30 protein-coding genes and 2 pseudogenes are annotated in these 24,337 nt (G+C 66.2%); 15 read left to right on the top strand and 17 right to left on the bottom strand.

Annotated features, from left to right (window positions below; genetic code table 11):
• The first annotated feature begins 16 nt into the window (after window positions 1-16).
• Complete coding sequence (locus tag QF036_RS15560; protein ID WP_307103279.1) at window positions 17-442, top strand: ChaB family protein; 426 nt, start codon at window positions 17-19, stop codon at window positions 440-442.
• A gap of 2 nt (window positions 443-444) precedes the next feature.
• Here QF036_RS15560 and QF036_RS15555 read toward each other — a convergent pair whose 3' ends face one another.
• The gene (locus QF036_RS15555) at window positions 445-969 is read right to left on the bottom strand and encodes a DUF2087 domain-containing protein (RefSeq protein WP_307103277.1); all 525 of its coding nucleotides are present in this window, start codon (window positions 967-969) and stop codon (window positions 445-447) included.
• A 371-nt stretch (window positions 970-1,340) separates the two neighbouring features.
• Between QF036_RS15555 and QF036_RS15550 the strand changes: the two are divergent.
• The 3 genes and pseudogenes from QF036_RS15550 to QF036_RS15540 all read left to right on the top strand — a co-directional run bounded on the left by QF036_RS15550 (window position 1,341) and on the right by QF036_RS15540 (window position 3,760).
• Window positions 1,341-2,181, top strand: a pseudogene (locus QF036_RS15550) (aldo/keto reductase).
• Between the two features lie 9 nt (window positions 2,182-2,190).
• Window positions 2,191-2,703: a mycothiol transferase gene (locus QF036_RS15545; protein ID WP_307103275.1), complete on the top strand. Its 513-nt coding sequence runs from the start codon at window positions 2,191-2,193 to the stop codon at window positions 2,701-2,703.
• A gap of 82 nt (window positions 2,704-2,785) precedes the next feature.
• Window positions 2,786-3,760, top strand: coding sequence for a dienelactone hydrolase family protein (locus QF036_RS15540; RefSeq protein ID WP_307103273.1), 975 nt, complete (start codon window positions 2,786-2,788; stop codon window positions 3,758-3,760).
• Here the strand turns inward: QF036_RS15540 and QF036_RS15535 are convergent.
• From QF036_RS15535 to QF036_RS15505, 7 genes are all read right to left on the bottom strand, one after another.
• Window positions 3,744-4,385, bottom strand: a complete 642-nt coding sequence (locus tag QF036_RS15535; protein WP_307103272.1) for a DoxX family protein — start codon at window positions 4,383-4,385, stop codon at window positions 3,744-3,746. The two genes, QF036_RS15540 and QF036_RS15535, sit on opposite strands and share 17 nt — an antisense overlap.
• A gap of 130 nt (window positions 4,386-4,515) precedes the next feature.
• Window positions 4,516-4,902 carry an Hpt domain-containing protein gene (locus QF036_RS15530; RefSeq protein ID WP_307103270.1) on the bottom strand — a complete coding sequence of 129 codons (387 nt, stop codon included), beginning with the start codon at window positions 4,900-4,902 and terminating at the stop codon, window positions 4,516-4,518.
• A gap of 145 nt (window positions 4,903-5,047) precedes the next feature.
• The gene (gene rlmC, locus QF036_RS15525; RefSeq protein ID WP_307103267.1) at window positions 5,048-6,172 is read right to left on the bottom strand and encodes a 23S rRNA (uracil(747)-C(5))-methyltransferase RlmC; all 1,125 of its coding nucleotides are present in this window, start codon (window positions 6,170-6,172) and stop codon (window positions 5,048-5,050) included.
• Window positions 6,173-6,217: 45 nt separating this feature from the next.
• The gene (locus tag QF036_RS15520) at window positions 6,218-7,111 is read right to left on the bottom strand and encodes a ribonuclease Z (RefSeq protein ID WP_307103265.1); all 894 of its coding nucleotides are present in this window, start codon (window positions 7,109-7,111) and stop codon (window positions 6,218-6,220) included.
• A 54-nt stretch (window positions 7,112-7,165) separates the two neighbouring features.
• On the bottom strand, window positions 7,166-8,878 hold the full coding sequence (locus QF036_RS15515; protein ID WP_307103263.1) for an HNH endonuclease: 1,713 nt from the start codon (window positions 8,876-8,878) through the stop codon (window positions 7,166-7,168).
• 177 nt (window positions 8,879-9,055) lie between these two features.
• Window positions 9,056-9,874: an SDR family NAD(P)-dependent oxidoreductase gene (locus tag QF036_RS15510; RefSeq protein ID WP_307103261.1), complete on the bottom strand. Its 819-nt coding sequence runs from the start codon at window positions 9,872-9,874 to the stop codon at window positions 9,056-9,058.
• 260 nt (window positions 9,875-10,134) lie between these two features.
• On the bottom strand, window positions 10,135-11,172 hold the full coding sequence (locus QF036_RS15505) for a hypothetical protein (protein ID WP_307103259.1): 1,038 nt from the start codon (window positions 11,170-11,172) through the stop codon (window positions 10,135-10,137).
• 124 nt (window positions 11,173-11,296) lie between these two features.
• Between QF036_RS15505 and QF036_RS15500 the strand changes: the two genes are divergently transcribed.
• The gene (locus QF036_RS15500) at window positions 11,297-11,893 is read left to right on the top strand and encodes a TetR family transcriptional regulator (RefSeq protein ID WP_307103256.1); all 597 of its coding nucleotides are present in this window, start codon (window positions 11,297-11,299) and stop codon (window positions 11,891-11,893) included.
• 97 nt (window positions 11,894-11,990) lie between these two features.
• Here QF036_RS15500 and QF036_RS25385 read toward each other — a convergent pair whose 3' ends face one another.
• Window positions 11,991-12,170 (bottom strand): acyl-CoA-like ligand-binding transcription factor, encoded by a 180-nt coding sequence (locus QF036_RS25385; RefSeq protein ID WP_373460160.1) that lies wholly within the window; start codon window positions 12,168-12,170, stop codon window positions 11,991-11,993.
• 46 nt (window positions 12,171-12,216) lie between these two features.
• On the opposite strand from QF036_RS25385, the pseudogene QF036_RS25380 reads away from it, so the two are divergent.
• A pseudogene (locus tag QF036_RS25380) lies at window positions 12,217-12,327 on the top strand (three-helix bundle dimerization domain-containing protein); the annotation flags it as partial.
• Window positions 12,328-12,356: 29 nt separating this feature from the next.
• Here the strand turns inward: QF036_RS25380 and QF036_RS15495 are convergent.
• From QF036_RS15495 to QF036_RS15485, 3 genes are all read right to left on the bottom strand, one after another.
• Window positions 12,357-13,007: an IS3 family transposase gene (locus QF036_RS15495; RefSeq protein ID WP_444875988.1), complete on the bottom strand. Its 651-nt coding sequence runs from the start codon at window positions 13,005-13,007 to the stop codon at window positions 12,357-12,359.
• Window positions 12,950-13,219 carry an IS3 family transposase gene (locus tag QF036_RS15490; protein WP_307103254.1) on the bottom strand — a complete coding sequence of 90 codons (270 nt, stop codon included), beginning with the start codon at window positions 13,217-13,219 and terminating at the stop codon, window positions 12,950-12,952. Before QF036_RS15490 ends, QF036_RS15495 begins: the two co-directional genes overlap by 58 nt.
• Before the next feature lie 518 nt (window positions 13,220-13,737).
• On the bottom strand, window positions 13,738-14,841 hold the full coding sequence (locus tag QF036_RS15485) for a glycoside hydrolase family 16 protein (RefSeq protein ID WP_307103252.1): 1,104 nt from the start codon (window positions 14,839-14,841) through the stop codon (window positions 13,738-13,740).
• A gap of 388 nt (window positions 14,842-15,229) precedes the next feature.
• On the opposite strand from QF036_RS15485, the gene QF036_RS15480 reads away from it, so the two are divergent.
• Complete coding sequence (locus QF036_RS15480; RefSeq protein WP_307103250.1) at window positions 15,230-15,901, top strand: DNA alkylation repair protein; 672 nt, start codon at window positions 15,230-15,232, stop codon at window positions 15,899-15,901.
• A 28-nt stretch (window positions 15,902-15,929) separates the two neighbouring features.
• Here QF036_RS15480 and QF036_RS15475 read toward each other — a convergent pair whose 3' ends face one another.
• Complete coding sequence (locus QF036_RS15475) at window positions 15,930-17,294, bottom strand: ammonium transporter (protein ID WP_307103248.1); 1,365 nt, start codon at window positions 17,292-17,294, stop codon at window positions 15,930-15,932.
• A gap of 403 nt (window positions 17,295-17,697) precedes the next feature.
• Between QF036_RS15475 and QF036_RS15470 the strand changes: the two genes are divergently transcribed.
• The 3 genes from QF036_RS15470 (at window position 17,698) to QF036_RS15460 (ending at window position 18,692) form a co-directional block, all read left to right on the top strand.
• On the top strand, window positions 17,698-17,970 hold the full coding sequence (locus QF036_RS15470; RefSeq protein WP_307103245.1) for a hypothetical protein: 273 nt from the start codon (window positions 17,698-17,700) through the stop codon (window positions 17,968-17,970).
• An 8-nt stretch (window positions 17,971-17,978) separates the two neighbouring features.
• Window positions 17,979-18,419: a DUF1810 domain-containing protein gene (locus QF036_RS15465; RefSeq protein ID WP_307103244.1), complete on the top strand. Its 441-nt coding sequence runs from the start codon at window positions 17,979-17,981 to the stop codon at window positions 18,417-18,419.
• 96 nt (window positions 18,420-18,515) lie between these two features.
• Window positions 18,516-18,692, top strand: coding sequence for a CsbD family protein (locus tag QF036_RS15460; RefSeq protein WP_307103242.1), 177 nt, complete (start codon window positions 18,516-18,518; stop codon window positions 18,690-18,692).
• Window positions 18,693-18,791: 99 nt separating this feature from the next.
• Here the strand turns inward: QF036_RS15460 and QF036_RS15455 are convergent, their stop codons facing one another.
• A complete protein-coding gene (locus QF036_RS15455) occupies window positions 18,792-19,301 on the bottom strand; it encodes a metallophosphoesterase family protein (RefSeq protein ID WP_307103240.1) in 510 nt (169 codons plus the stop codon).
• A gap of 32 nt (window positions 19,302-19,333) precedes the next feature.
• Here QF036_RS15455 and QF036_RS15450 point away from each other — a divergent pair, with 32 nt between their 5' ends.
• The 5 genes from QF036_RS15450 (at window position 19,334) to QF036_RS15430 (ending at window position 22,727) form a co-directional block, all read left to right on the top strand.
• The gene (locus QF036_RS15450) at window positions 19,334-19,852 is read left to right on the top strand and encodes an NUDIX domain-containing protein (protein WP_307103237.1); all 519 of its coding nucleotides are present in this window, start codon (window positions 19,334-19,336) and stop codon (window positions 19,850-19,852) included.
• On the top strand, window positions 19,842-20,192 hold the full coding sequence (locus tag QF036_RS15445; RefSeq protein ID WP_307103236.1) for a TraR/DksA family transcriptional regulator: 351 nt from the start codon (window positions 19,842-19,844) through the stop codon (window positions 20,190-20,192). The genes QF036_RS15450 and QF036_RS15445 overlap by 11 nt, the downstream gene beginning before the upstream one ends.
• 83 nt (window positions 20,193-20,275) lie before the next feature.
• Window positions 20,276-20,464 (top strand): DUF1918 domain-containing protein, encoded by a 189-nt coding sequence (locus tag QF036_RS15440; RefSeq protein ID WP_003800608.1) that lies wholly within the window; start codon window positions 20,276-20,278, stop codon window positions 20,462-20,464.
• A gap of 8 nt (window positions 20,465-20,472) precedes the next feature.
• Window positions 20,473-20,952, top strand: a complete 480-nt coding sequence (locus QF036_RS15435) for a hypothetical protein (RefSeq protein ID WP_307103234.1) — start codon at window positions 20,473-20,475, stop codon at window positions 20,950-20,952.
• Window positions 20,910-22,727 (top strand): DUF5671 domain-containing protein, encoded by a 1,818-nt coding sequence (locus QF036_RS15430; protein ID WP_307103232.1) that lies wholly within the window; start codon window positions 20,910-20,912, stop codon window positions 22,725-22,727. Before QF036_RS15435 ends, QF036_RS15430 begins: the two co-directional genes overlap by 43 nt.
• Window positions 22,728-22,749: 22 nt before the next feature.
• On the opposite strand, the gene QF036_RS15425 is transcribed toward QF036_RS15430, so the two are convergent.
• The 3 genes from QF036_RS15425 to QF036_RS15415 form a co-directional block, all read right to left on the bottom strand.
• Complete coding sequence (locus QF036_RS15425; RefSeq protein WP_307103230.1) at window positions 22,750-23,454, bottom strand: endonuclease/exonuclease/phosphatase family protein; 705 nt, start codon at window positions 23,452-23,454, stop codon at window positions 22,750-22,752.
• A gap of 180 nt (window positions 23,455-23,634) precedes the next feature.
• A complete protein-coding gene (locus tag QF036_RS15420) occupies window positions 23,635-23,832 on the bottom strand; it encodes a hypothetical protein (RefSeq protein ID WP_307103228.1) in 198 nt (65 codons plus the stop codon).
• Window positions 23,829-24,224 (bottom strand): hypothetical protein, encoded by a 396-nt coding sequence (locus tag QF036_RS15415; RefSeq protein ID WP_307103227.1) that lies wholly within the window; start codon window positions 24,222-24,224, stop codon window positions 23,829-23,831. Before QF036_RS15415 ends, QF036_RS15420 begins: the two co-directional genes overlap by 4 nt.
• Window positions 24,225-24,337: the final 113 nt, after the last annotated feature.

Genomic DNA, 24,337 nt, shown 5'->3' with positions numbered 1-24,337 from the left:
AAGGAGCGTGGGTGGCATGCCCAAGACTGGCAAGAACGATCACGCCCGCAAGGAAGAGCTTCCCTCGACCCTGCAGCGTTCGGAACAGAAAGCCCAGGACACTTTCGCCAAGACCTACGATTCGGCGCTGGAGTCCTATGACAATGACGAGAGCCGGGCTGCCCGGACGGCCTTCGCATCCCTAAAGCACAGCTACGAAAAGGTGGGCGACCACTGGGAACCGAAGGAGAAGCGCGGCCCCTCTGATCAGCATGCGGCGGAGGGACTGGACTCATCGGCGCCCACTACGGGCGGCGTGGACGCGAACGCCTCGAAGGAGCACCTGTACAAGCTGGCCCAGGAACTGAACGTCGAAGGACGTTCGAAGATGGACAAGGACGAACTTGTCGAGGCGCTCCAGAAGGCCAACGATGCCGCCACCCGCAAGGCGCGGGGCGACTGAGCCTATCCGTCTTTCGGGCGAAAGTAGGAGGATCCCGACGGCGTCCGCTCCAGCACCCCGAAATCGATCATGTACCGGCGCAGCAGCACCACATCGTCGGTGTAGCTCAGGAGCCGTTCGTTGACCTTCCGTTCACTGAGCTCCTCGCCCGGCTCGAAGGTCTCGCCGGCGATCCAGGCCAGGAGTTCCCGCCGTTCTGCCTGGTTGGCCGGATACCTGTCGATCCGGCCAAGACGCATGAACCGGGCCACTCCAGTCTGCGGCTGGCGTTTGGGCTGCTGCGTGAGAAGGTCGCGGAAGATCGACTCGGAAGCCTCCAGTTCATTGCCGGCGGTCCGTTCCACAAGGCCTGCGTCGAGCAGGGCGGCGATGGCCCGGTCGCGCCGTTGGCCGGCCGGAGCCGACGAAGCGGCGCCGGGACCGGCTCCCAGCACGATTTGTGCGTAGGCGGTCCGCGCGTCACGGTTGGCGAGAGCCGCCATCACCCGCCGCCAATGCGGCCCGCTCTGTCTGGTCTCCCTGCTCACCGCGCTTCCCCTTATGTGCTCTGGCCTCCCGAACCGGTGCCGGTTGGCGGGTACGACAGGCAAAATCGTAGTCCCGGCTGGTTCACGCCGGAAGGCGCCATCTGTCTGGCGTCCGAGGGATGAATGGTCCCGCGCCCAAAACCGCTGGCGCCCGGTCGGCGTCGTGATGTGAAATGGTCCCGGGGCCACTATCTGTGAGCGGGCCCGAAACGGCAGAGAACAACCTGGGCTATTGCGCTGGCCGTGTTGGGCGCATGACTTCCCGAAGTCATACCAATGGTCCAGGTGGCCCGCTCACCCTTAGGTTGCTCCGCTGCCGGCCCGGTGGCAGGCATACTTAGGACGACCCGCCCCAGCAACGGAAGAATCTGATGACGCCACACCAAGCCGTACCCAATGTCACCCTGAACAATGGTGTCCAGATCCCGCAGCTTGGCTTCGGTGTCTTCCAGGTTCCGCCGGAAGAGACCCAGCGCATTGTCGAGGACGCCTTGGAAGCCGGCTATCGCCACATCGACACCGCGGCGGCATACGGCAACGAGGCCGCCGTCGGCGCCGCCATTGCTGCCTCTGGGATCCGCCGTGAGGACATCTTTCTCACCACCAAGCTGCGCAACGGCGAGCAGGGCACGGCCCGGGAAGCCTTCCGGAACAGCCGCCGTGAATTGGGCGTCGACTATGTTGACCTGTACCTGATCCACTGGCCGGTGCCGTCCCGGAACCTTTTCACCGAGGCATGGAAAGCGATGGAGGAGCTGCATGCAAGCGGCGAGATCCGCGCGATCGGCGTGTCAAACTTCCTGGCGGAGCACCTGGATACGCTCCTCCAGTCGGCGGACGTTGTTCCGGCGGTCAACCAGTTTGAGCTGCACCCCACTTTCCAGCAGCCTGAACTCGCGGCGAAGAGCCGCTCCCTGGGCATTGCCGTGGAGGCGTACAGCCCCCTGGGCCAGGGTGCTGATCTGGATGCTGCGGCGGTGACATCCGCAGCCGACAAGTACGGCGTCACCCCTGCCCAGGTTGTGCTGGCCTGGCACCTCGCCCAGGGCAGCATCGTCATTCCCAAGTCAGCCAACAGCGGCCGGATGAGGGGACAACCTGGCGGCCGTCGGCGTCGTACTGACACCCGCCGAAATGGCCGACATCACAGCCCTTGAAGCCGGTGCCCGCATCGGTTCTGATCCTGCCGTCGCCGCCCACAGCCAAATGTAAGGGGACCCCTTGAAAACCAACGACCTGTTGCTGGACGCCTTTGGCCGCATCCGCGAAATCGTGGATGCCACGCTCGAAGGGCTCGACGACGCGAGCCTGGTCCGCCGGCCCGCCGGTAACGGCAACTCCATTGCCTGGCTCATCTGGCACCTCAGTCGAATAGAGGACACGCAGGTTGCCTCCGCAGCCGGGCTGCCACAGGTCTGGGCCTCGCAGGGCTTTGCCGGCAGATTCGGCCTGCCGCTTCCCGAACGGGACACCGGCTACGGCCATTCGTCGGACCAGGTCGACGCCGTGAGGGCCCCGCGGGAGCTGCTCGCTGAGTACTACGAGGCGGTCCACCGACAGACCACGGACGTTCTAAGCACGCTCAGCGACGACGACCTTGACCGCGTCGTCGATACCCGCTGGGACCCGCCGGTCACCTTCGGCGTCCGGCTGGTCAGCACAATTGCGGACTGCCTTCAGCACGCGGGGCAGGCCGCCTACGCCAAGGGCCTGAAAGGCGGCGTACAGGGCTAGCAGGCAGCGGGTTGCCAGCCGGCGCCTTGTCTGACGTTGGCGTTCAGAGGAGGATAAGCGGCAAAAACTCCAGGAGGCCGTGATGACCCAGCTTGGCAAGTTTGAGAAGTACCTGATCGAGGAATTCTTCGACGACTACCGTGCCGGGGCCATGAGCCAGCACACCTTCACACGCCGGGTCGCGTTCATCACCGGCAGCATGGCTGCCGCGTCCGCCGCCATGCTCCTGGTTGGGTGCACACCCCAGGAAGTTCCGCGCAGCACCGACCCCATGCCCACTCCCACCCCGACGTCGGGCTCCGCCACCGGCACCGCCTCCGGAGGCGCCGTTCCGGGCGCGAAGAGCCCGCTGTCCGTCCCCGAGGGGGCGGCCGGAATTACGACGTCGACAGTGAAGTTCCCGTCGGGCGGCACCGAGATCAGTGGGTACCTCGCCAGGCCCGAAGGCGGGAAGCCCGGCCCCGCCGTCCTGGTCTGCCACGAGAACCGCGGCCTGACACCCCATATCCAGGACGTGGCCCGGCGCTTCGCGAAGGAAGGCTACGCGGCCCTGGCGATCGACCTCCTGAGCAGGGAAGGCGGCACCGCGAGCCTGGACCGCGATGCCGTTCCGGGAGCCTTGACGCAGGCGGGCGCCCAGCGGCACGTTGCGGACTTCGCCGCGGGATTCGACTACCTGCAGAAGCAGGACTTCGTGGAGCAGGACCGCATTGCCATGACCGGCTACTGCTTCGGCGGGGGCATCACCTGGCAGTCGGCGGTAGAGATAACCGGCCTCAAAGCGACGTCGGCCTTCTACGGTCCGGCGCCCGATCTGGACAGGGTGCCGTCCATCAAGCCTGCGGTGTTTGGTGTCTACGCAGAACTGGACGACCGGATCACCGGCCCCATGCCGCAACTCCGGGATGCCCTGGCGGCTACGGGCGTGCGCAACCAGCTCAAGGTCTATCCCGGCGTCGACCACGCCTTCCACAACGACACCGGCGAACGCTACAACGAGCAACAGGCAACTGCCGCCTGGAACGACACACTGGCCTGGTTCAAGAAGTACGTCTAACGGTTGGCTGACCCTCGGTCGCCGAGCTCGTGCTGTCCGCGCTCGCGGCGCTGCCTGTGTCCGTGCCCGTGCTGCTCGCGTCCGGGCCGGACGCGTCGTGGGCCAGGGCCTTTTGCCGGCGGTACACCTGGATGGCAATGGCCGTCGGAATGACGGCCAGGGCCACGGCCCGCATCCAGGGGCGGTCCAGGACGTGGCCGGTGACGGAGTCGAGGGAGAGGCTGCCCGGCCCTCCGATCGTGAAGGATGCTGCGGCAAGTCCCAGGACGGCCGGGTATTCAAGGCCGCCTTCGGTGGCGAAAAACCCGTTGGGGGCGTGCACGCTGGCCGCAACACCCATGGTGGTCGCGGCAGCTGCCCCGGCGGCCGGAGTGCCAAGTCCAAGCGCCAGAGCCAGGCCGGCGCCCGCTTCGCCGAGGCCGGCGAGGACCGCACTGGGCTTCGCGGGCCGGAACCCCATGGCGTGCATGCCCTTGCTGGTGCCCTCGATCCCGCCGCCACCGAACCAGCCGAAGAGCTTCTGGGTGCCGTGGGCAATGAGGACACCGCCCAGGCCCACGCGGAAGATGGTTTGTGCTGCTGTGGCGGCCACTGGGGCGAGTGGGCTGGTGCTCGTGCGGCTCATGCGAATCCTCCTGTAAACGGTTCAGCCGGTCGGCTGCTCTTCAGGCGATCTTGTCCGACGATTCTATGTCCGCGGGAGGTCGGGGATTCGGGGGATTTTGGTCCGGTGCGCCGGGTACCCGCCGTCGTCCTTAGTCCTGGCCCTTGGGCCTGGACTGCGGGAGGTACCCCTGGCGTCCGGCTTCACGCACGAGTAGCCGGATGTTCGCGTACAGCACTGCCCTGACCGCGTCGGGCTCCAGCCGCTGCCCGCGCCGGATGCGTGATTCCAGTTCCTTGCAGCACCGCTCCAGCCGCAGCGCTCCCGCCATGGCCGACGTCGCCCTCAGGCTCACGACGGCGTCAGCCGCCATCCGCGGGTCACCGCCGGCCAGTGCGCGGAGGATCTTCGACGCCCGCTCCGGCAACATCTGCAGGTAGTCATCGATGAAGGCCTCTGCGAAAGCGGGGCCCACTTCGGCGGAAAGGACCTGCAGAGGACCGGCGTCCAGGACAGGGATGTCGTCTGGGCCGGTCACTTCCCACCGCCTGCTGCTGTCCCCTGCATGCCCCGCCCATCGGTCGGTGCCGCGACCTTGCTGCGCGGCTTACCTGACACTTTCCCGCGGGGACCTCAAGACCGGAGAAACTTTTGCCGATGTTCGGATCAAGAATGCGGACCGGCTAGGGCCGCTCGAGCAGCACCATCACTTCGTAGTGTGTGGTCTGCGGGAACATGTCCAGCACCCGTGCCCGTCGGGCGGTGAACGAGGGGAGCGCCGCCAGGTCACGGGCCAGTGACTGTGCATTGCAACTGGAGTACACCACGTGCTGCACGGAGGACGATTCCAGCCAGCCGCACAGTTCCTTGCCGATGCCGCGCCGCGGCGGGTTGACGATAACCAGTTCGGGCGCCTGGTCCGCGGCGACAGCAAAGGCGGTGGCGTCGCCCGCCTGGAAGTTCATGCGCTGCAGGCCTGCCTCGTTGCTGCTGAGTCTGGCCGAAACGATGGCTTCGCGGCTGGTTTCGATGCCGGTGACGTCGCGGGATGGGTCAGCGCAGTGCAGGGCAAAACCGCCGACGCCGCAGTACAGGTCCCAGACCGACGCCGGCGCCAGTTCGTTGACCCACTCGCGTCCCTGCCGGTACAGCGCCGCCGCCATGTCGCTGTTCGTCTGGAAGAAGCTCTCCGGCCGGAGGTGGAGGTCGAGGTCATTGACGCGCATCCGCAGCGTGGACTGCCCGGTGAGCAGAATCTCGCGGTCGCCTTCCAGGACAGCCTTGTGTTCCGGGTGCAGGTTGACCGAGACAACCTTCACCTGCGGCAGGGCGGCCAGAAGGGTGGGGAGGTGCTGCCGGATGCGCGGCACCAGTTTTTCCGAACGCAGGACCAGACGCAGCATGATCTCGCCGTCGGGCGACTCCGTGATGATGAGGTGCTTGAGCTCGCCGCTGCGCCGCGGGACATCGTAGGGCGTCAGGTGTGCCCGGCTAATGAAGGCCGCCAGGACCGCAAAGCAGGCGAGGAGCCCGGGTGAGCAGACGCCGCATTCGCGCAGGTCCACGCCGCGGCCCTCGGCGTCAAGGATCCCGATAGTGGGGTTTTTGGCCGTTCCGCCCACCACCATTTTGGCCTTGTTGCGGAAGCCGGATTCGCGGCTCGCCACAGGCGGCAGCCACTCTAGGGACGCGTGGTCGGAGAGGAGCGTCTGGCAGTGCAGCTGCTTGCCGGCCAGCTGCTCATCGTAGGGCCTGCCCATGTGGGTGCAGGAGAGGCAGCGGGCGGCATCGAAGTAGGAACATTGCATGTCTGGTTAATTCTACTTTTTCTGCAGGCTTCTTCTGGCCGCAGGTCAGGACGGCGGCCGCTGCCGCTTGGGAAGGCTTATCCGGTCCAGGTCATTGGCAGGTACGACGGCGGTCCCTCCTGAGCGGGCCCGTGCCTGTTGGGCCAGGAACTCCACGTCGCCGTACCGGGAGGAAAAGTGGGTGAGGACCAGCGTTCCGGCGCCACCGTTGGCGGCCAGATCCCCGGCCTGCCCGGCAGTGAGGTGTGCGTACTGCGCCGCCAAAGCGGCGTCGTCATCACTGAAGGTGGATTCCGTGACGAGGAGGTCGACGCCGTCGGCCAGACCCTCGGCCCCCTCGCACGGGGCGGTGTCCATGATGAAGGCGAAGCCCTGGCCGGCGCGCGGAATGCTGACGTCCTCAAGCCGCACACCGCGCAGGACTCCTTCCCGCTGCAGACGGCCCGCGTCAGGGCCCGTGATCCCCGCCGCCGCCAGCCGCCCCGGCAGCATGGTCCGGCCATCCGGCTCGGTCAGCCGGTAGCCATAGGTCTCAATGCGGTGGCGCAAGGGCCGCACTTCGAGCCCCGGGGCGATTTCCCCGGCACCCGAGTGGGGTTGCAGGCGAAGATCAATGCCGGGCGAGGCCACAGAGACGAGCGCCCGGACAACGTCCTCTCCGGAAGCCGGATAGTGCAGGTGAACCGGGTGCTTCACGCCGTCCAGGGCCATGCGGGAGAGCACGCCGGGAAGCCCGTAGCAATGGTCACCGTGAACATGGGTCAGGCAGATGCGGGTGATCTGGTTGGCGGAAACACCTGCATGAATCATCTGCCGCTGGGTGCCCTCGCCGGGGTCGAAGAGGAGGCCCTCGCCATCCCACCTCAGCAGGTATCCGTTGTGGTTGCGCGTCCGCGTCGGCACCTGCGATGCGGTTCCAAGGACGACGAGTTCGCGCATGACACCGAGTGTCTCACAGGCGCGGCGCGCGCAGGCATCAGCGCTCGCAGACCATTAGCCCATGACTCCTGGCACAATCGGGACGCCGGTGAGCGTTCCGGCCAGTCCAGATTCGGCCAGTCCAGATCCTGGCAGTGGCGGTGCGGTGGAGTAGTAGGTGTGGCCGGTGGGTGTGGTGAGTTCGATGGTGTGCCGAGGGCCCGGTCTGGGTCTTGCTTTCCAGCCGGGGAGTTCCTTGGTGTGGTTGCATGCTTCGCACAGTCCTGCGCTGTTACTCAACGAGGTTGGGCCGTCGTTGTGCCAGGGGATGATGTGGTCGTGGTGGCGGATGGGGGCGTCGCAGTAGGGGGTGCGGCAGGTGTCGTCGCGGATCTGGATAAAGCGGCGCAGCGGCGCCGGGAACAGCCGCCGTCGCGAGTCCATGGCGACGAGGTCGCCGGTTCCGGGGGCGGTGTAGAGCCGGCGGATCCAGGTATTGAGTTCTTTCAGCGGGTCCTTCTGGCTGGTGTTTGAGTCGGACGCGTTTGAGCCACCAGCCCGGGGTTCTTGTCCAGGTTCCTGTCCATGCTCCGGTGATTGTTCCTGGCTGATGAGGTTCCGTGCCCAGTCCGCGGAGACGGTGCCGTAGCCGGGGATCCGGGCGGGTTCGGTGTCGTCCTGGAGGAGGGTGCGGTCGGTCATGACGAGGTTGATCTCGATGCCGGTGATGCCGCCGGGGGTGCCGGTGGTGCGTTCGACGAGGGTGTCGGCTTTGATTTGGTCGCGGGAGCGCGGGTCCCCGGCGGCGTGGAGGGTGTCGGCGTGCCGGGTCAGGGCCGCGTAGACGGCGACGCCCTGGTGGACGGGGAGCAGCGCGGTCAGGTACGTCATGGTGTCCGGCGCCGGGCGGAGGCTGACGGTCCGCTCGGACGCGGCGTGGCTGGCCCGTTGGGCGACGGAGCGGGGGTCCTTGCGGGTGGCGGCGGCCCGGGCCGCGCCGATGACGGTGCGGGTCCCGGCGCCGGTGAAGGTTCCGGTGTCGGCGGCGAGTTCCTCGTCGACGGCGGTCCGGTCGGCCGCACTCAGGCAGGCGGTCTCCTTCACGATGTGCATGGCGCGCTCTTCGTTGAGCTGTCCGGTGTCCAGGGCGGCCAGGGTGTGGGGCATCTGCACCAGGGCCTTGGCTGTGCCGAGCAGCCGGCCGCCGCGGTGCGGGGACTCACCCCGGGCCAGGGCGATCTGCTCGGCCGCGCCCGGGCCCCGGTCATTGCTGCGGTCTTTGCCCAGATCCTCGGCGGTCAGTGTCACCCGGTGGGCGTGCTCCTGGCTGTGCCGGGCCTCGAAGGTCACGGCAAGCCTCGCCTGCTGCCCGGCAAGCATGTTCTTGACGTTCTCGTACGCGTGCGTCTGGTCGATCAGCCCGGCATTGTCGGCGCTGAGATCGGCCCGCAGAAGGGCCGTTGCCGCCGCGACCCGGTCCGCCAAAGCCGGCCGCCGGCTACCGGGCCCGCGCCCATCAGTGCCGGTGGCTGCGTTCGTGGCGGCGCCATCGGCGAACAGAACGTCCGCATAGAGGGCCTCGGGAAACGGGTCCTCAGGAAACGATGCCGGGAACGCGGCGTCGAGGTCATCGTCACACGGCAATCCGTCGTCCGCGAACTCATCGAATGGAATGGCGCCTTCCGGGAACGCTTCGAAAGGGAAAGCGGCATCAGGAAAGGCGGCAGCCTGCCGAACGCCGCCGTGCGGTGCTCCTGCTGTCAGTGCTGAATTCCCGAAGCCGTCCATGAAAACAGTCTGGCAAGGGGGTCTGACATTTAACGCCCTCAACGGGTGGGCGGGACACGAGAATGCCAACAGAAAAAGGGTGCCCGCATTTGAACTGCGGTCCGAAAGTTGGACTGGCCAAACAAGATCCTAAGCCGCGAGGGCCTGGGCACGGTATTGCACCGGGCCGGGCGTTTTCTACTTGCCTTCTGCGGCCTTGGACACGTGCGCCCACTCGGCCCACTCGGCCAGGCGCTGCTGGTAGACCTGCGGTGCCATCTGAGTCGGCCCCTCCCCGAAGAAGACACGCTTCGGAGCGACCTCGGCGTCCACGACCTTGAGGATCGCGGACTTGAAGCCGACCGGCTCCGGGAGTACGACCTGCGCCCGCCGCGCGGCCATGTTCTCGTGCAGAGCCGCGTACGCGGGATGCGCGTCGGCGACGATGGCGGATGCACCGGACCAGTCGGTGGCGAAGCCGCCGGGTTCGACCAGGGTGACCTTGATGCCGAAGCCGGCGACTTCCTGAGCGAGTGCGTCCGTCATCCCTTCCAGTGCCCACTTCGACGCATGGTAGGCACCGAGGGTCGGGAACGCGACGATGCCGCCCATGGTCGAGATCTGGATGATGTGGCCCGCGCGCTGCTCGCGGAGGATCGGGAGGGCCGCCTGCGTGACATGGAAAACGCCGAATAGGTTCGTCTCGAGCTGGTCGCGCAGCTGCTGCTCGGTGATCTCCTCGACCGTTCCGAAGAGCCCGTAGCCCGCGTTGTTGATGACGACGTCGATCCACCCGAACGTCTCGTGCGCGGACTTCACCGCAGCGAACACCTGGTCGCGGTTGGTGACGTCGAGCTCGACCGGGAGGACGGCGTCGCCGTACTGCTCGACCAGGTCACTCAGAGTGTCCGTGTTGCGGGCGGTCGCTGCGACCAGATCGCCACGCTCGAGGGCGGCGAGGGCGAACTCGCGGCCAAATCCTTTCGACGCGCCGGTGATGAACCAAACTTTGCTCATGGTGTAAACCTCCGGTTGGTATGGACGGCCACCCGCAAGGGGGAGGGCTATCCGGATTGTTTTGAGTTCGTTGTGTAGGTGGGCGGCGGTAGCGGCCCGAGCTCCACGGTCAGCGGCCTTGCACAAACGGACTCTGGACTCAGGGGCCTGAATCTCCTGCGGGAAGCTCGCCCCGGTGATCTGGCGGCCGTATAAGCCCGCCACTGATCCGTCTCCTTGGCCGACCACCGCTGTGTGGTCAGTGGTGTGCGCGGTCACGGTTACCTGCTCAGCTGCTTGCCGCTGGCGCGTTTGACGGCTCCGTCGCCGGTGAGGACGCTGCGCAGCTTGGCGGTCTGCTGGTCGATGGCCTGCGGGCCGTTGCCGGTGAGCAGCCGCACGGACGGCTCGTAGGCCAGTTTCGGGGCGGAGATGTTGGGGGAGGAAGCGAGGGTGAAGCCGGCTTCCTTGATGGCCACGTCGACGAAGTAGGGCAGCCGGGTGGTCTTGCCGGGGACGCGGGGGTAGAGGAACCGCAGCGCGAACCGCTCGCCGATCGTGGGGACGGTCGAGATGGGGGCGGCGAGGAACGGGTTGTCGCTGACGAGGTAGGGGCGGCCCTGTACGTCGACGCGCTGTCGGGTGGAGGTCACCGCTATGGGCGCGTGGCAGATCAGCGAGATGGTGACGCCGTTCTCCCGGGCCACATGGAGGGTTTCGCCGAGCCACGGGTCGTCGCGGAAGTCGACCATGGGGGCGTGACCGCCGGGGGCGTGGATGAAGTCGAAGTCGGCGAAGGTGAACGGGTCGGCCGGGTCGCGGTGGCGCCCGACGAGTTCGGGCAGCGGGTGGAAGGTGCCCTCGGGCAGCTTGTCGAGGCGGAGGATCAGTTCGGGGCGGTACTCGGCGAGCTCCGGCTCACTGTTGGGCAGTAGTTCGGAGACCGGGATCCGGCCGATGTGCCGTTCCAGCAGCCGGACTTCCTGCTCGCGGCGGGCGACCAGCTCGGGGTGGCGCTGCCGGAAGCTGCTGACGTCGAACGAGCGGCGGCGCTGCTGCATGCGCAGGGGGAGGGTCTTGGCGCCAGTCTTCTCGATGGAGTGCACGGACAGTGCCATGCCGTTGATGTCGAGTTGCGGGGCGTTGCCGTCGGGTGTGGCGAAGGTGAACTCGTAGTCGTGCTCGAACTCCTTGAGCACCTGGGCCATCTCGACCAGGAAGAACCCGGTCGAGATCGACTTGACGTCGGCCGGCTCGACCAGCGGCAGCTGGCGGCCGGACGAGATGAGGATCAGTGCGCGGCGCTTGGTAGGGGGCATGGCGGTTGCTCCTTTGGTTTCGTGGGGCGGGACAGGGGCCCAATCACTCATGGACTTCGCAGCCACTCTACGCCATGCATGACACTCGGTGTCAAGCATGCGTCTTTGTGCTAATCTTCACTTCATGAAGCGCGATCCACTACCGGTCCGGGAACGCACCCGCCGGGTCGTCCGCGACGAGCTGACGCAACTCGCCAAAGACCTGTTCGTCGAAAAGGGCTACGACGAGACCACCATCGACGACCTGGCGGCGGCCGCCGGCATGTCCAAACGCACGTTCTTCCGCTACTTCGCCTCAAAGGAAGAGCTCGTCATGGGCAAATACGAAGTCCTCGGCGAGCAACTCGCCGAGGACCTCGCCGCCCGCCCGGCCGACGAACCCATCTGGGCGTCACTGCGGCAGATGTTCGGCCGAGTCGTCGAATACTTCGAGAGCGAAGTCCGCGGAGCCACAGCGGTCGCCATGGAAAACATCGTGCGGGACCATCCGACCCTCAACGCCAGCTACCTCGAACGGGTGTCCCGGATGCAGGAACTCGTCCTCGACCAGGCCCGCACCCGCACCGGCCAGCAGGACCCGGCCGACCCACGCACCCCTGCCATAGTCGGCGCTGCTTTCTCCTGCCTCATCGCCGCCTGGACCACCTGGCTCACCTCAAACCAGGCACAACCGTTCGGCGATCTGCTCGACCAGGCAATGGACGCCATCCGCCCCACCTGACCCCCGCCGTGACAACCTCGACCGCGTCGTACCGGCCAGGAGCTCTCATTGCCAAGCGGGAGAGGCGACCCCGGCGCCTGCTTCGTTCAGGCGGGCGCTAAGGGCTCGAGCTGAGACACGATTGCGAATCCGTCGAGATCAACTCTCGGGTACGCACTAAGTCCGCCGTCGCAGCGTCAATCAGCTCCGCCGAAGACGCGTCCGCTGATTCGAGCCGCTGTTCGTATGCAGAGAGTGCAAGTGCAAGGCTCCCGTGTCCGATTGCACGAGGCAGCAACTAGTCCGCCTTGTGGGAAAGCGCGGCTGCCGGGAAACTGGGCCGCATGCCGACCGCTGATGAAGATCAGGCCATTCAAGCTGTCATCGATCGGCTTGCCGACCGCTTTCCAGGTCAGGACCGCGGTCACATAACGGCGGTGCTGAGCGGGGCCTACGCCAAGCTCGCTGGGAATCCCGTTCGCGGCTACGTGCCGGTACTCGTCGAGCACGGCGCGCCCGGGACCGTCTCCAGGTCGAAGGATCCCAAATCTGTGCGGCTAATTAAGGGCCTAAGCCGCGAGGGTCTGAGCCCTGTACTGCGCCGGGCTGAGGCCCCTGAGCTTTGTCGAAATTCTTTCGGTGTGTACCAGTGGATATACTCACGCAGTGTCGTTTCCAGGGCGTCGGTGGTGAGGAACCGGACACGGTGAAAGAGCTCTTCCTTGAGGTGTCCGAAGAAATTCTCCATGACGGCGTTGTCGTAGCAGTTGGCTTTGCGTGACATCGATTGGACCGCGCCGCCGTTCTTCAGGAGTGTGCGCCATGAGTTGTGTTGATACTGGAAACCCTGGTCGGAGTGCACAAGTGGTTTTTGCCCGACTTCGAGCGTTGTCAGAGCCGTGCGCAGCGAGCCGTTGGTGAGTGCCAGGTTCGGGGACGTGCTGATGGCGTAGGAGATGATCTGCCGGTCGAAAAGGTCCATGACTGGCGAGAGGTAAAGCTTCCGGTCGCCGACGCTGAACTCGGTCACATCGGTGACCCACTTCTGGTTCGGGGCAACGGCGTCGAACTCCCGGTTCAGCAGGTTCGGGGCAACAATGCCCCGCTCGCCCTGGTAATCTTTGCGGCCGTCCAGCCTTGCTTGAGCAGTTCGATATGGATCCGGCGGTGCCCGTACCGGCCGTGGCTCTTCTCGAAAATCTCGGTGACGGCGGTCTTCAGGGACGCCCGTGGATCGGGGCGTTGGAGGCGGGACTGGTGGTAAAAGAACGTGGACCGGGCTAACCCGGCTACGTCCAGGAGAACTTCCAATCGATGCTCAGCCTTGAGAGCGATGACAGCGCGCACCTTTAGCGCTGTTCCCCGTCCCTCAAGGCGTTTACTTTTCCCAGGAAGGCCACCTCTGCGCGCAGGCGTGAGTTCTCGCGGCGCAGCCGCTGCAGCTCAGGTCCCGGCTGCGCCGGGGCCTCCTGATTTTTCCTTGGCCGGCCTCTTGGTTTCGGGCGCAGGGCTTCCTCGCCTTGAGCCCGATACTGCCCCACCCACACAGTGATCAAGTGTGGGGACGATAGCTCGAGCTCGAACGAATACAGCGGCTTGCCTGGTTTGGTCACTCGAGCGTATCTCCGCGAACGCGCCATCTGTCGTACAACCGGAGGACCGCTCTCGTGCCCACCCCAAGCTTTGTTGCTACAGCCTTGGCTCCCCAACCGCGCTCAAACGGGGCCACCGCCGCCTCGCGCTGCTGCTCAGACAGCAAACTTCTCTTATCCATGAAAATGCTCCCCAAAAGTCAGAACTGAATTTTCAGTCCAACTTTTGGGGAGCAGTTCACATTTGCGGGCACCCTTCGGAACAGCCTGGCTTTACTTGTAAACGCGCATCCAGTCGACCTGCATCTGGGAAGGCGTGGTGCGGGAACCGTCAGGGAACCAGTCGAGCTGCAGCGTCTGGTGCATGCTGCCGGAGGGCTGGTGGGCCGGGTTGGTGTCGGTAAACGTCTTCACGCCGTCGATGTAGCCCGTGATGCCGGTGGGGGTCCATTCCACGGCGTAGTTGTGCCACTGGGTGGTATCGACTGCCTTGGCGGAGTACGTCTGCTTGCTGCTGCCGCTGCATGCATAGTGCAGGAAGAACTTCACCAGGGCTGTGTCGGAAGTGCTCTCGGCGTAGTCGATCTCCGCGCAGGTCGACGACTTGCTGTCGGGCCACAGGATGAGGACCGGGTGGTATTCGGAATCCCGCTGGTTCGTCTTCATGCGGGTTTCCCAGCGGCCGTACTTCTGGTTGGCAAACTTGGCCGACATGCCGCCGGTGGTACCTGCCGAATCGCCGCTGACCGTGGCCACACCGTTCGCCACGGACCAGGCCTGGGGGCTGCGCAGGCCCTTGCCCGCATGGCCGGAGCTGTCGTAGACGCTCCACTTGGTCCGGTCCGGGGCTCCCGTGTAATTGAACTCGTCGCCGGCAACGACGGGACCCCAGCCAAGAGTGCTGGCGGCCTGGGTCCCGCTTCCGGCGGTGGCGGGTGCCGGGGCAGGCTTAGCGGGAACCGCGGGCGCCTTCGGAGCAACAGTCTGCGCGGCAGGCGCGGCAGGCGCTGCCGGCTTGACTGCAGGGGCGGCGGCAGGGGCGACGACGGCGGGAGCCGCCTTCGCCGCCGCAGCGGCTTTAGCGGCGCTTTCCTTCAGCGCAGCCGCCTTGGCAGCGGCCGTCTCAGCAGCAGCCCTCTTGGCGGCAGCCTTGGTTGCGGCAGCCTTGGTTGCGGCAGCTTTCGCCGCTGCTGCCTTGCTGGCGGCGTTCGACGACGGGACGGTTTTCGCGGAAGCCGTGGACGACGGCACGGCGGCCTGACTGGTGGACGTCGTGCCTGCAGCGTCGGCAGCCTGTTCCGTGGAGGGAGTGAGGCCGCATCCGGTCAGCGAAAGTGCGCCGATGCTAATGGCAATGGCTATGTTCTTCTTAAGCAAAAGACCCCTCCGGGCATACGGCTGCCGCGCAGAAGGCAGCCACAGTCTAGGTGGTAAAGAAAAGCACGAAGCAATTCTGGGCCCCGGTCGACGGGGCCGGAGCGGCCGAGTTGCCGCCCTGCGCATCCGGAGCCCAGCGCCGGCCTCCGGGGCCCCAACGGGGCCGTCCCTTGTGGAACAGGCGTCAACGTTACTTGATCGTTACCAACGCCCGCAAAATGCCGGGAAGTCCGCGGACGGGCGGTCCAGCCGTTTCCCTGAACTGACCTGCGGGAACACATTTATGACGCGGGCCGGAAATAAGGAGCCGGTCCGTCGTCAAAGACCGTCGATAGGTCTCCAGTCCGGGAGTTGGACTGCCCGGTGCCTGTACGGAAAGAATGGGCGGGTGAGTGCTGCCGGCGAATTCGTGGATGACACCTTGCAGCGTGAGGCCTCGTGGTACCGGGCGGAGGAATTGCGTCACAGGTTCGGCAGCAGGATGCAGTACTACGGCGCATCAGTGGGCGCGGTGCGCGGAACGGTACGTGACGCTCTCCGCCGCCATGCAGGACTGTCCCACGACGAGGTCACCGCCCTTAGTTCGGAACTGTGGGAGGTGCCTGTTTACGAGCGGCGCCTGGCCGCCGTCGTCCTCCTGCAGTCCAAAGTGGAGCTGCTGACCAACTCCGACCTGACCCGCATTGAGGGCTTTGTGCGCGACGCACGGATGCCGTCGCTCGTCGACCCGATCGCCGTCGACGTCGTTGGTCCGCTGGTGGAGACGCTGGAGGGCCAGCCGCGCGTGCGTGCCGACGCGGTGCTGGACCGGTGGGCGGGGGACCCGGACGCCTGGCTCCGCCGCGCATCCCTGATGGCACCGCTGCGGGCACTCCGGGCGGGAGGCGGTGACTGGGATGGCTTTGTCCGCCGCGCCAAAACCGCCTCGGACCTAGCACCGGCGGAGACAACCGCGGGCGAGACAAGCCAGGACAGCGGCCCTGACCAGGAGGCCGTTGACGCCGTGCTGGACGCAGTTGCGGAGCGAAGGCCGGAGCTCCGGCTCGCCTTCCGCCGCTAGGACCCAGGTCCCGCGAACAGCGGAAGTACTAGGCGGAAGCCTGTGCGGGCTGCAGTTCCTCTGCCGCCTCGGCGGAAACGGCGTCGTCCGCGGCGGCGTCGTCCGCGCCCGGGCGAACGGCCGGAGCTGTGAGGATGTGCTGCCGGAGCGGGTGGAACTGGCTGTGGCCCATGCTGCCGAATTCATAGGCGCTTTCGGCATGCTCTGAACGGTCGACGCCGGCAACTTCGGCCTCATGGCTGACCCGGAAGCCGATGGTCTTGTGAATCGCGAGACCGATGACTGCGGTCATCAGCCCGGAGAGCGCGAGGGTGATGAGAACGGCAACCGTCTGGGCGATGAGCTGCTGGACGCCGCCGCCGTAGAAGAGCCCGCCGCCTGCGCCGTTGACGGGGAGGGCGATGAAGCCGAGGGCGAGGGTGCCGACCAGGCCGGAGCCCAGGTGCACGCCGACAACGTCCAGGGAATCGTCGAAGCCATACTTGAACTTCAGTTCGACGAACAGCGCCGAAGCCACGCCGGAAACCAGGCCCAGGCCGATGGCGGCCACTGGGCTGATGTTGGCGCACGACGGCGTGATGGCCACCAGGCCGGCGACGGCACCGGACGCTGCGCCCAGGGACGTGGGGTGGCCGTGACGGATCTTCTCCGTGAGGAGCCAGCTGAGCATGGCGGCGCACGGCGTAACCAGGGTGTTGACCCAGATCAGACCGGCCTGTTCTGCCGTGGTGGCGGCGCCGGCATTGAATCCGAACCAGCCAAACCAGAGGAGTCCGGCGCCGAGCATGATGAACGGGACGTTGTGAGGGCGGTGCCCCGGGTCCTTTCCGAAACCGTGGCGCTTGCCGACGATCAGGGCCAGTACAAGGGCCGCGATGCCTGAGCTGATTTCGACGACGGCGCCGCCGGCAAAGTCGATGACCTGACCGAAGATGGCGGTCACAGCGCCGCCCTGGCTCATGAGGCCGCCGCCCCAGATCATGAAAGCGAGCGGGCAGTACACGGCCGTGATCCAGAGCGGCACGAAAAGAACCCAGGCGGTGAACTTGGCGCGGTCGGCGATCGCGCCGCTGATGAGGGCCACAGTGATGATCGCGAAGGTTCCGGCAAAACCGGCCTTGATCAGGTCGGGGGTGCCCATCAGCCCGCTCAGGCCGAAGCTGGCGAACGGGTTGCCGAACAGGCCGAGAACGCCTTCGCCGGTGCTCATGGAGTAGCCCCAGAGCACCCAGACGACGCCGACGATACCGGCGGACACAAAGCTCATCATGATCATGTTGAGGGAGGCCTTGGCGCGGGTCATGCCGCCGTAGAAGAGGCCCAGTGCCGGGGTCATGAGCAGCACCAATGCCGCCGACACCATCATCCAAACGTTCGCCGCAGTGATTTCCACGCGTTTTCCCTTCCCAGGAAACTCATCCTCTCCGCGGACCGGTGATGCCGGCGCCACGCCCCTCATTGATATTCGTGGATCCATGTTTCGGGTCTGGGTGTGGCAAGTTACACGCGGGTTTCAAAAATCGCGTCTACGTAAAGCCGGCGTGACTGCCGTGTTTCGGATTTGTTAACGACATCTGATGGCCGGGTGCCTTTTATGCTGACCAAGCAGCCTTTAGGCCGGAACGGCGGGACGAATCCGGTGGGCCGCAGTGAAAGCCTCCGCTGGAAGGCCGCGTTACTAATACGTGAATGAAACGTATCCACGTCCAGGTTGATTGCCGCCGTAGTGTCGGGCGCCTTGACGGTTTCGTGCCGGACCTGTTGACCGGATCTGAGCGCGGCCGCCACCATGGGATATGACTGAATCTGCAGCTACCGGCGATGACTACTTCACTGAGAATCCGCATGCGGACGTTGCGGCGGGAGCCGCAGATGCTGCGGCAGGGACGGACAGCCCTCATACCGTCGAAGACATCGCCGAGGAGGTGCGCGACGAGATCCGGCTGGGCCATGTGGAGGACGACGTCAGCCACGTCCTCAGGGAACGCTTGGATGGCGCCGGCATCAGCATGCGGCCCGAAGACGTGGACAGCCTCGCGGAGGACATCGAACGGGATGTTTCCAGCTAGGAACCGCCATGAACGACCCGCATAACCTGGAACGGTTCGTCACCGCGCAGAATGACGGTGCCACCTACGCCCAGGCTCTTGAGGAACTCCGCGCAGGCAGTAAGCGCAGCCACTGGATGTGGTTCGTCTTTCCCCAGGTTGCCGGTCTGGGTCAAAGCGCCACCTCCAGAAGGTACGCCATCGCATCCCTTGATGAAGCCCGGGCGTACCTGCAGCATCCCGTGCTGGGACCGCGGCTGATCGAGTGTGCCACCGCGGTGGACAATGTGGGCAACCGCGGCGCGGCAGAGATTTTCGGCGGCATCGATGCCCGGAAGCTCCAGTCCTCCATGACGCTGTTCCTGCGCGCGGCACCGGACGAACCGGTGTTCCGCCGCGTGCTGGAGCACTACTTCGGCGGGGAAGCCGACGCCGCCACCGACCGTCTGCTGGCAAGCACGGGCATATGAGTGGTAGCTGCCCTTCACCCGGATAGGTGCCCGACCTAGACTGGGAGCACGAGCCGGCCTGCACCCAGCGGGCTGCGCAGACGGAAGGACAGTGGCATGGGTCTGGACGACAAAATCGACAATGCAGCAGAAAAACTTGGCGGCAAGGCCAAGGAAGGTGCGGGCAAGGCCAGTGACGACCCGGGCCTGGAGGCCGAGGGCCAGACTGACCAGGCCAAGGCCGATCTGAAACAGGCCGGTGAAAAGGTCAAGGACGCCTTCAAGAAGGACTGACCAAAAAGGATCACCACGCCTGAGCTCCGTCTATAGCGGAGATTCGAAGGGAGTCCCGCCCGGGCAACCGCGGCAGGGCTCCCTTTCTGGTGCGGCCAGTCAGGGGCTGGTGCTGACCTCCACCAGGTGGACGTCACCCAAGCTGCCGTTCACGACGACAGCGGTCATGTACGTGCACACAGGCTGCCGGCGGCGGTCGGTGGGGGAGCCGGGGTTGAGCAGGCGCAGCCCCCCGGGTGCGACGCTGTCCCAGGGAATGTGCGAGTGGCCGAAAACCAGCACGTCGGCATCCGGAAAGAGGGCCTCGCAGCGCTGCTCCCGGCCCTTCGCCTGTCCGGTCTCGTGGATCATGCTGAACCGGACGCCGTCGAGGGTCACACTGACCGTCTCGGGTAAGCGCCGCCGCAGCCCGTCGCCGTCGTTGTTGCCGTAAACGCCGATCAGGCGCGTGCTGCGCTGTTCGAACTCGTCGAGCAGATCGGTGCTGACCCAGTCCCCCGCGTGGAACACCACGTCAGCGTCGTCGACGGCGGCCCACACTTGATCAGGCAGTGCACGGGCGCGCTTCGGGACGTGGGTGTCGGCAACAAAGACCAGGCGCAGGCTCATCGAAGCATCTTCCCATGGGGCAGACTGGGACGATGGAGAAAATCGTCCCGCCTTCACCCGGTGATCCCCGCCGTCCCCTTGGCCCCCGCGACCCGGGCGATGCCTGGGTGGAGGGCGACCGCGGACGGTTCTGGGGGCGCTTCGGATCCGCCGGCCTGCTGGTCCATGATCCGGAGAAGGGCGTCCTCCTGCAGCACCGCGCGACCTGGAGTGACCACGGCGGAACCTGGGGGCTCCCCGGCGGCGCGCTGCACCAGGGCGAGGACGCCGTGACGGGCGCCCTGCGTGAGGCCCACGAGGAGGCGGCCGTTCCCGAACAGAGCGTCAAAGTGCTCTTCACGTCCGTATTCGACGTCGGCTACTGGTCCTACACCACCGTCGCCGTGCGGGTGCTGGAGCCGTTCGAACCGGCCATCAGCGACCCGGAGAGCATCGAGCTGCTGTGGATTCCCGTCGAGGAGGTGGCCGGCATTAACCTGCATCCTTCCTTTGCCGCCTCCTGGCCGGAGCTGCGCGGCAGGCTGCTGGACGGCTCCGACCATGGACATTGAGAAGTTCCGGCTGTTGCTGGAAGAGGAACGGGCGCGAAAGCTCGCCCTTCTGCCGGCCCTGCGAGCCGACATAGCCTCAGCCAACGCCGCCCGGCACAACTCCAACGTCGACGACGAGCATGACCCCGAAGGTGCAACCATCGCCTTTGAACTTTCGCAGGCATCGGCACTCCTGGACCAAAGCCGGACCGGACTGGCGGAGGTGGACGCTGCGCTTGAGCGGATCGACGCGGGCACTTACGGGATATGCACGGTGTGCGGAGAGCAGATCGCCGAAGGGCGGCTCGAGGCCCGTCCCTGGACTCCCTTCTGCATCCGCCACACGGGCAGCCGGGCGTAATCCCGGCTCCGCTTCCACGGATGCCTCGCAGCTGTTCCGCCGGAGGGAAGAGCATCGTACTCTAGGGCTGGGAGGTGATTGCCATGCAGGCAACCCAGGGAGACCGCATCATCATCCGGGGCAGGACAGTGGAGTCCTCGGACCGGCACGGTGAGATTCTGGAGGTCCGGGGCCCGAACGGAGCGCCGCCGTACCACGTCCGTTTCGACGATGGCCACGAGACCATCCTCTACCCCGGCGGCGACTTCACCGTCGAGCACCACACCACATAGCTGCCCGGATGACTGCACCGCCACGGCCCGACCGGACCCTGATTACAGTCCTTGCCATCATCGCCGGTCTCGTCGCCGTGGCGCTCGCCGTGGTCTTTTTCCGCGGTGTGCCTGAGCCGCTGGCTGAGAGCACGCCGGCGGGTGTGGTCCAGCGGTACGCTGCCGCCGTCCTCAACAATGACGGCGCCGCAGCCGCACGCTACTCGACAGACGGACGCTTGGGGACTTCGCACCCGGACAGGCCGTGCGTGCCGGCGGACCGTCCGGCCTCAGGCGCGCTCCGGGTCACGCTGGCCTCCACCGTCGCGCATGCCGACACGGCGGAGGTGCACGTCGTCCTGGCCACGTCCAACGGCAGCGGTCCTTTCGGGAATCCCGAATATGAGACCGAGGCCGTGTTTGGCCTGGAACGGGTTAACGGCAACTGGCTCGTTGCGACCGCCCCGTGGCAGCTCACCATCTGTCCGGTTCCGGCGGCAAAGCCGTGAGTACGGTCCGGCCCGGCACACGCGGATCATCATCGCCGGCATTGCCCACCGTGCGGCGGCTGGTGGTGTTTGTACTTCTCTTCGTCCTCGTCGTGATTGGCGCTTCCGGCCTGGCCGGCCTGCTTGAGCGGCTGTTTGCCTCCGGCGCAGCGCTGGCCGGGAACGACGTCGGCAGCCTCGCCCGGTCCCTCGCGTTCGGCCTGGTTGGCGGGTGCATGGCCGCTGTTCTGTGGTGGCTGGCCTGGCGCCGGCAAGGGGAGGAAGCGGAGCGCTCCTCTGTTGCCTGGGGACTGTATGTGGCAGGCGTCTACACCGTCGCCCTCGTCACCGCTGTCACGGCGTTGCTCGGCGCTGCGTCCCGGCTTTTCGGGCTGCTGGCCCGCGCCGGATCCGGTATGGCGGGTGCGGACGGGGCGATTGAAGGAACGGCATGGCGTTCGTCCCTGGCCACAGGTGTGGTGTGGGCGGCCGTCTGGGCATGGCACCGGTGGATGTGGCAGCACCATGGCAAGGGACCGCGCCGGCTGGACACCGTCCCGGCGCTCGCAGGGTCGGTGTTCGGGCTGCTGATATTTGCCGGCGGGGCCGTGACTGCCCTCGGCAGTCTTCTCGACGCGGCGCTGCGGGGGCTGGCCGACACACAGGACGTGGGACTGCCCTGGTGGGTTTCGGTGCTGCAGCCGCTCATCTGGGCCGGCGGCGGATTCCTGGTGTGGTGGTGGCATTGGGTTCGCGGTGAAGCGCGGCGCCTGGCCTCGCCGCTGGCCAACGTGGCCGCGGCAGTCTTCGGTGTGCTTGGCGGCTGCATAACTGCAGTGGCCGGAGCCATCACGGTGGTGTTCGTCCTGCTGCGGCTGGTACTGGACCGCTCCGAAGAGGTGATCCGGCTTGTGGATCCCCTGGGCCCCGCGCTGGCCGCGGCAGCTGTCGGAGCCCTCGTCTGGCGCTACCACTCGGTGCTTACGGCCGCGCGGTCGGAGAAGATGCGGGAGGCGGGGCTGCTGCTGGCATCCGGAGTGGCGCTGCTCGCCGCGGCCTCAGGTGTGGGAGTTGTTGTCAACGCGGCGCTGGGCTTTGCCGAAACGACCCTGGCGGGAACGGGCACGCGCACGCTGCTGCTGGGCGGCATCAGTGCCCTGGCCGTAGGCGGGGCCATCTGGTGGAGGGCGTGGCAGCCGGCGAACCCCACCGCTGCCGGACGGCGCATCTACCTCGTGGCTATCTTCGGGATCAGCGCCGTGGTGGCGCTGGTCGCCCTGCTGGTGGTCGGGTACCAGGCCTTTGAGTATCTGCTGGACCCGGAGCGCTCGGGAAACCTTATAGGTCGGATCCGGGCGCCGCTCGGACTCCTGACTGCCACCGCGCTCGTGGCCGCCTATCACTACAGCATCTGGCGCCGGGAGCGTGCCGCACTGCCGCCGGACGCTGGCCCAGTGCAGGAAGCTGGTCCCGTGCAGGAAACCGGCCCGGTACGGAACGAGCGGCGCACCATCGGGCAGGTGGTCCTGGTGACAGGCTCCGATCCCGTTCCGCTGACACATGCCATCCGTAAAGCCACCGGGGCCGACGTGACGGTATGGCTGCAGTCCGGCCCGACGGCAGGACCGCACCACGCGTCCGACGGCGGTGCTGCCGTCCCCTCCGCAGGCAGGGCGCCGGATCCCGGGCAGCTTATGGCGGCACTGGAAGGCGTGATTGCTGAGCGGGTGCTGGTGGTCGTCGGACCCGACGCCCGGATCGATGTCATCCCGGTACGGGACCACGCACTCTCATGACTGAAGCATGGACACGGAAGCCTCAGGAAACAGGCTGCCCCTTGATCGGTGCCCGGTCGGCGCCGTATTCGGCCGTCACGAGGATGGGCAGGTGATCCGACTTCCCCCGGGGGAGCGTTTCCACGCTTTCAATGTCCAGGCCCAGTGACGTGGCAAAGTCGAAGTGGCCCTTGAATACCTTGTACCGGGTGTAGGTCCTGCGGTTGCTCAGGGACAGGGCGTAGCCGGAGTTCTTCATGTGCGTGTCAAGGCTCTTGGTGAAGAACGGATAGTTGAAATCGCCCACCATCAGTGTCATGAGCCCGGTGCCCATGCTCAGCAGCTCGGCATGCGCCGCGTGGATCTGCTTGCGCCGCAGCGAGTTTGACGCGGTGAGCGGGGCGGCGTGGAACGAACCCACCACCAGCTCATGGTCGGTCTCGTTGTCCACCATCCGGGTGCCGATCAGCCGCTCGTGGGCCGGTGCCATCACGCGGTCGTGCATGGACTTCTTCAGGGCGAAGGCCTTGGTTTCCAGGGCCGTGAACCGGTCAGTCCGGTAGTAAATGGCCAGGCCCAGCCTGTTGCCCTTGGTGTAGTCGGCCAGGTGGAGCGGCCCGAGCGTGTCAGGCAAATCGGATGAGTCACACTCCTGAAGGCACAGGACGTCTATCTCAAAGTTGCGGGCCAGATTCACCAGTTCGCCACTCGCCTTGTGCTTACGGAGGTTGTAGCTAATAACGCGCATCAGTGGAACACCTCTTCCGAGGGCTGCTAGAAGGACCAGTCTCCGAGTCTATCCAGATCATCATATGGAGGTCCGGATATTAAGCGCGCGTCCGGCGGGGCAAAGAATATGCCGCGCCGGACGTATACGGATTCCACAGGATGCTGTGGCCTCAGACCTGCCGCTTGTCACCTGCCCCTGTTACCTCCCGCCGGGACCGTGTCCCTGCGTGTATTCACCGGCCGTGACCGTGCCCAGCTCCGTGGCGCCCTCGAGCGAGCCCTCGCCGCTCAGTCCGGACTCCACCTGCTCCGTGCCGCCGGTGTACACCGTGTACTGCTTGCCTGCTTCGATGGCCGACGAGGAAAAGACGAGCGAGTCGGTGGCTTTGGTGGTCACAAATGTGGCGCTGACTGCCAGTTCGCCGTTGACGTCCAGTGCGCCGTTGCCGTTGCTTTCGGGCCCGTTGACCACCACGTGCCGCCCGAGATGGAGGCGTTGCCGTTGGAGTCCAGGCCGTCGCCCTCGGAGTTGATAGTGAGGGAACCGCCGGAGATGTCCACGGAGTAGCCGCCCACCGATTCTCCGCCGCCGGGCCCGCCGCCCATGCCGCCACCTGACTGTGTTGCGGTTGGGGCGCCGCCGGAGGCGTTCACGCCGTCATCAGTGGCCGTCACTGTGACCGTGCCGCCGCTGACGGAGATGTGCTGGGCTTCGAGGCCTAGATTGGCGGGTTGCTGGGCGTCGGCGGGTTGGATTTCTTCGGTGGGGGAGTTCTGCTGGAAGGTCATGCATCATTTGTATGGACCGGACTTATGCTGACCGTGAGCCGGGCATTTGAGGAATTGTGAAGGCTTCCGGCCCGTGGGCGCACTTCCGCTGCTGGAATCATTGCGGACAGCCA

This window comes from Arthrobacter globiformis, assembly GCF_030817195.1.
GTDB classification, from domain to species: domain Bacteria; phylum Actinomycetota; class Actinomycetes; order Actinomycetales; family Micrococcaceae; genus Arthrobacter; species Arthrobacter globiformis_D.
This window is presented reverse-complemented; position numbering and strand designations above follow the sequence as displayed.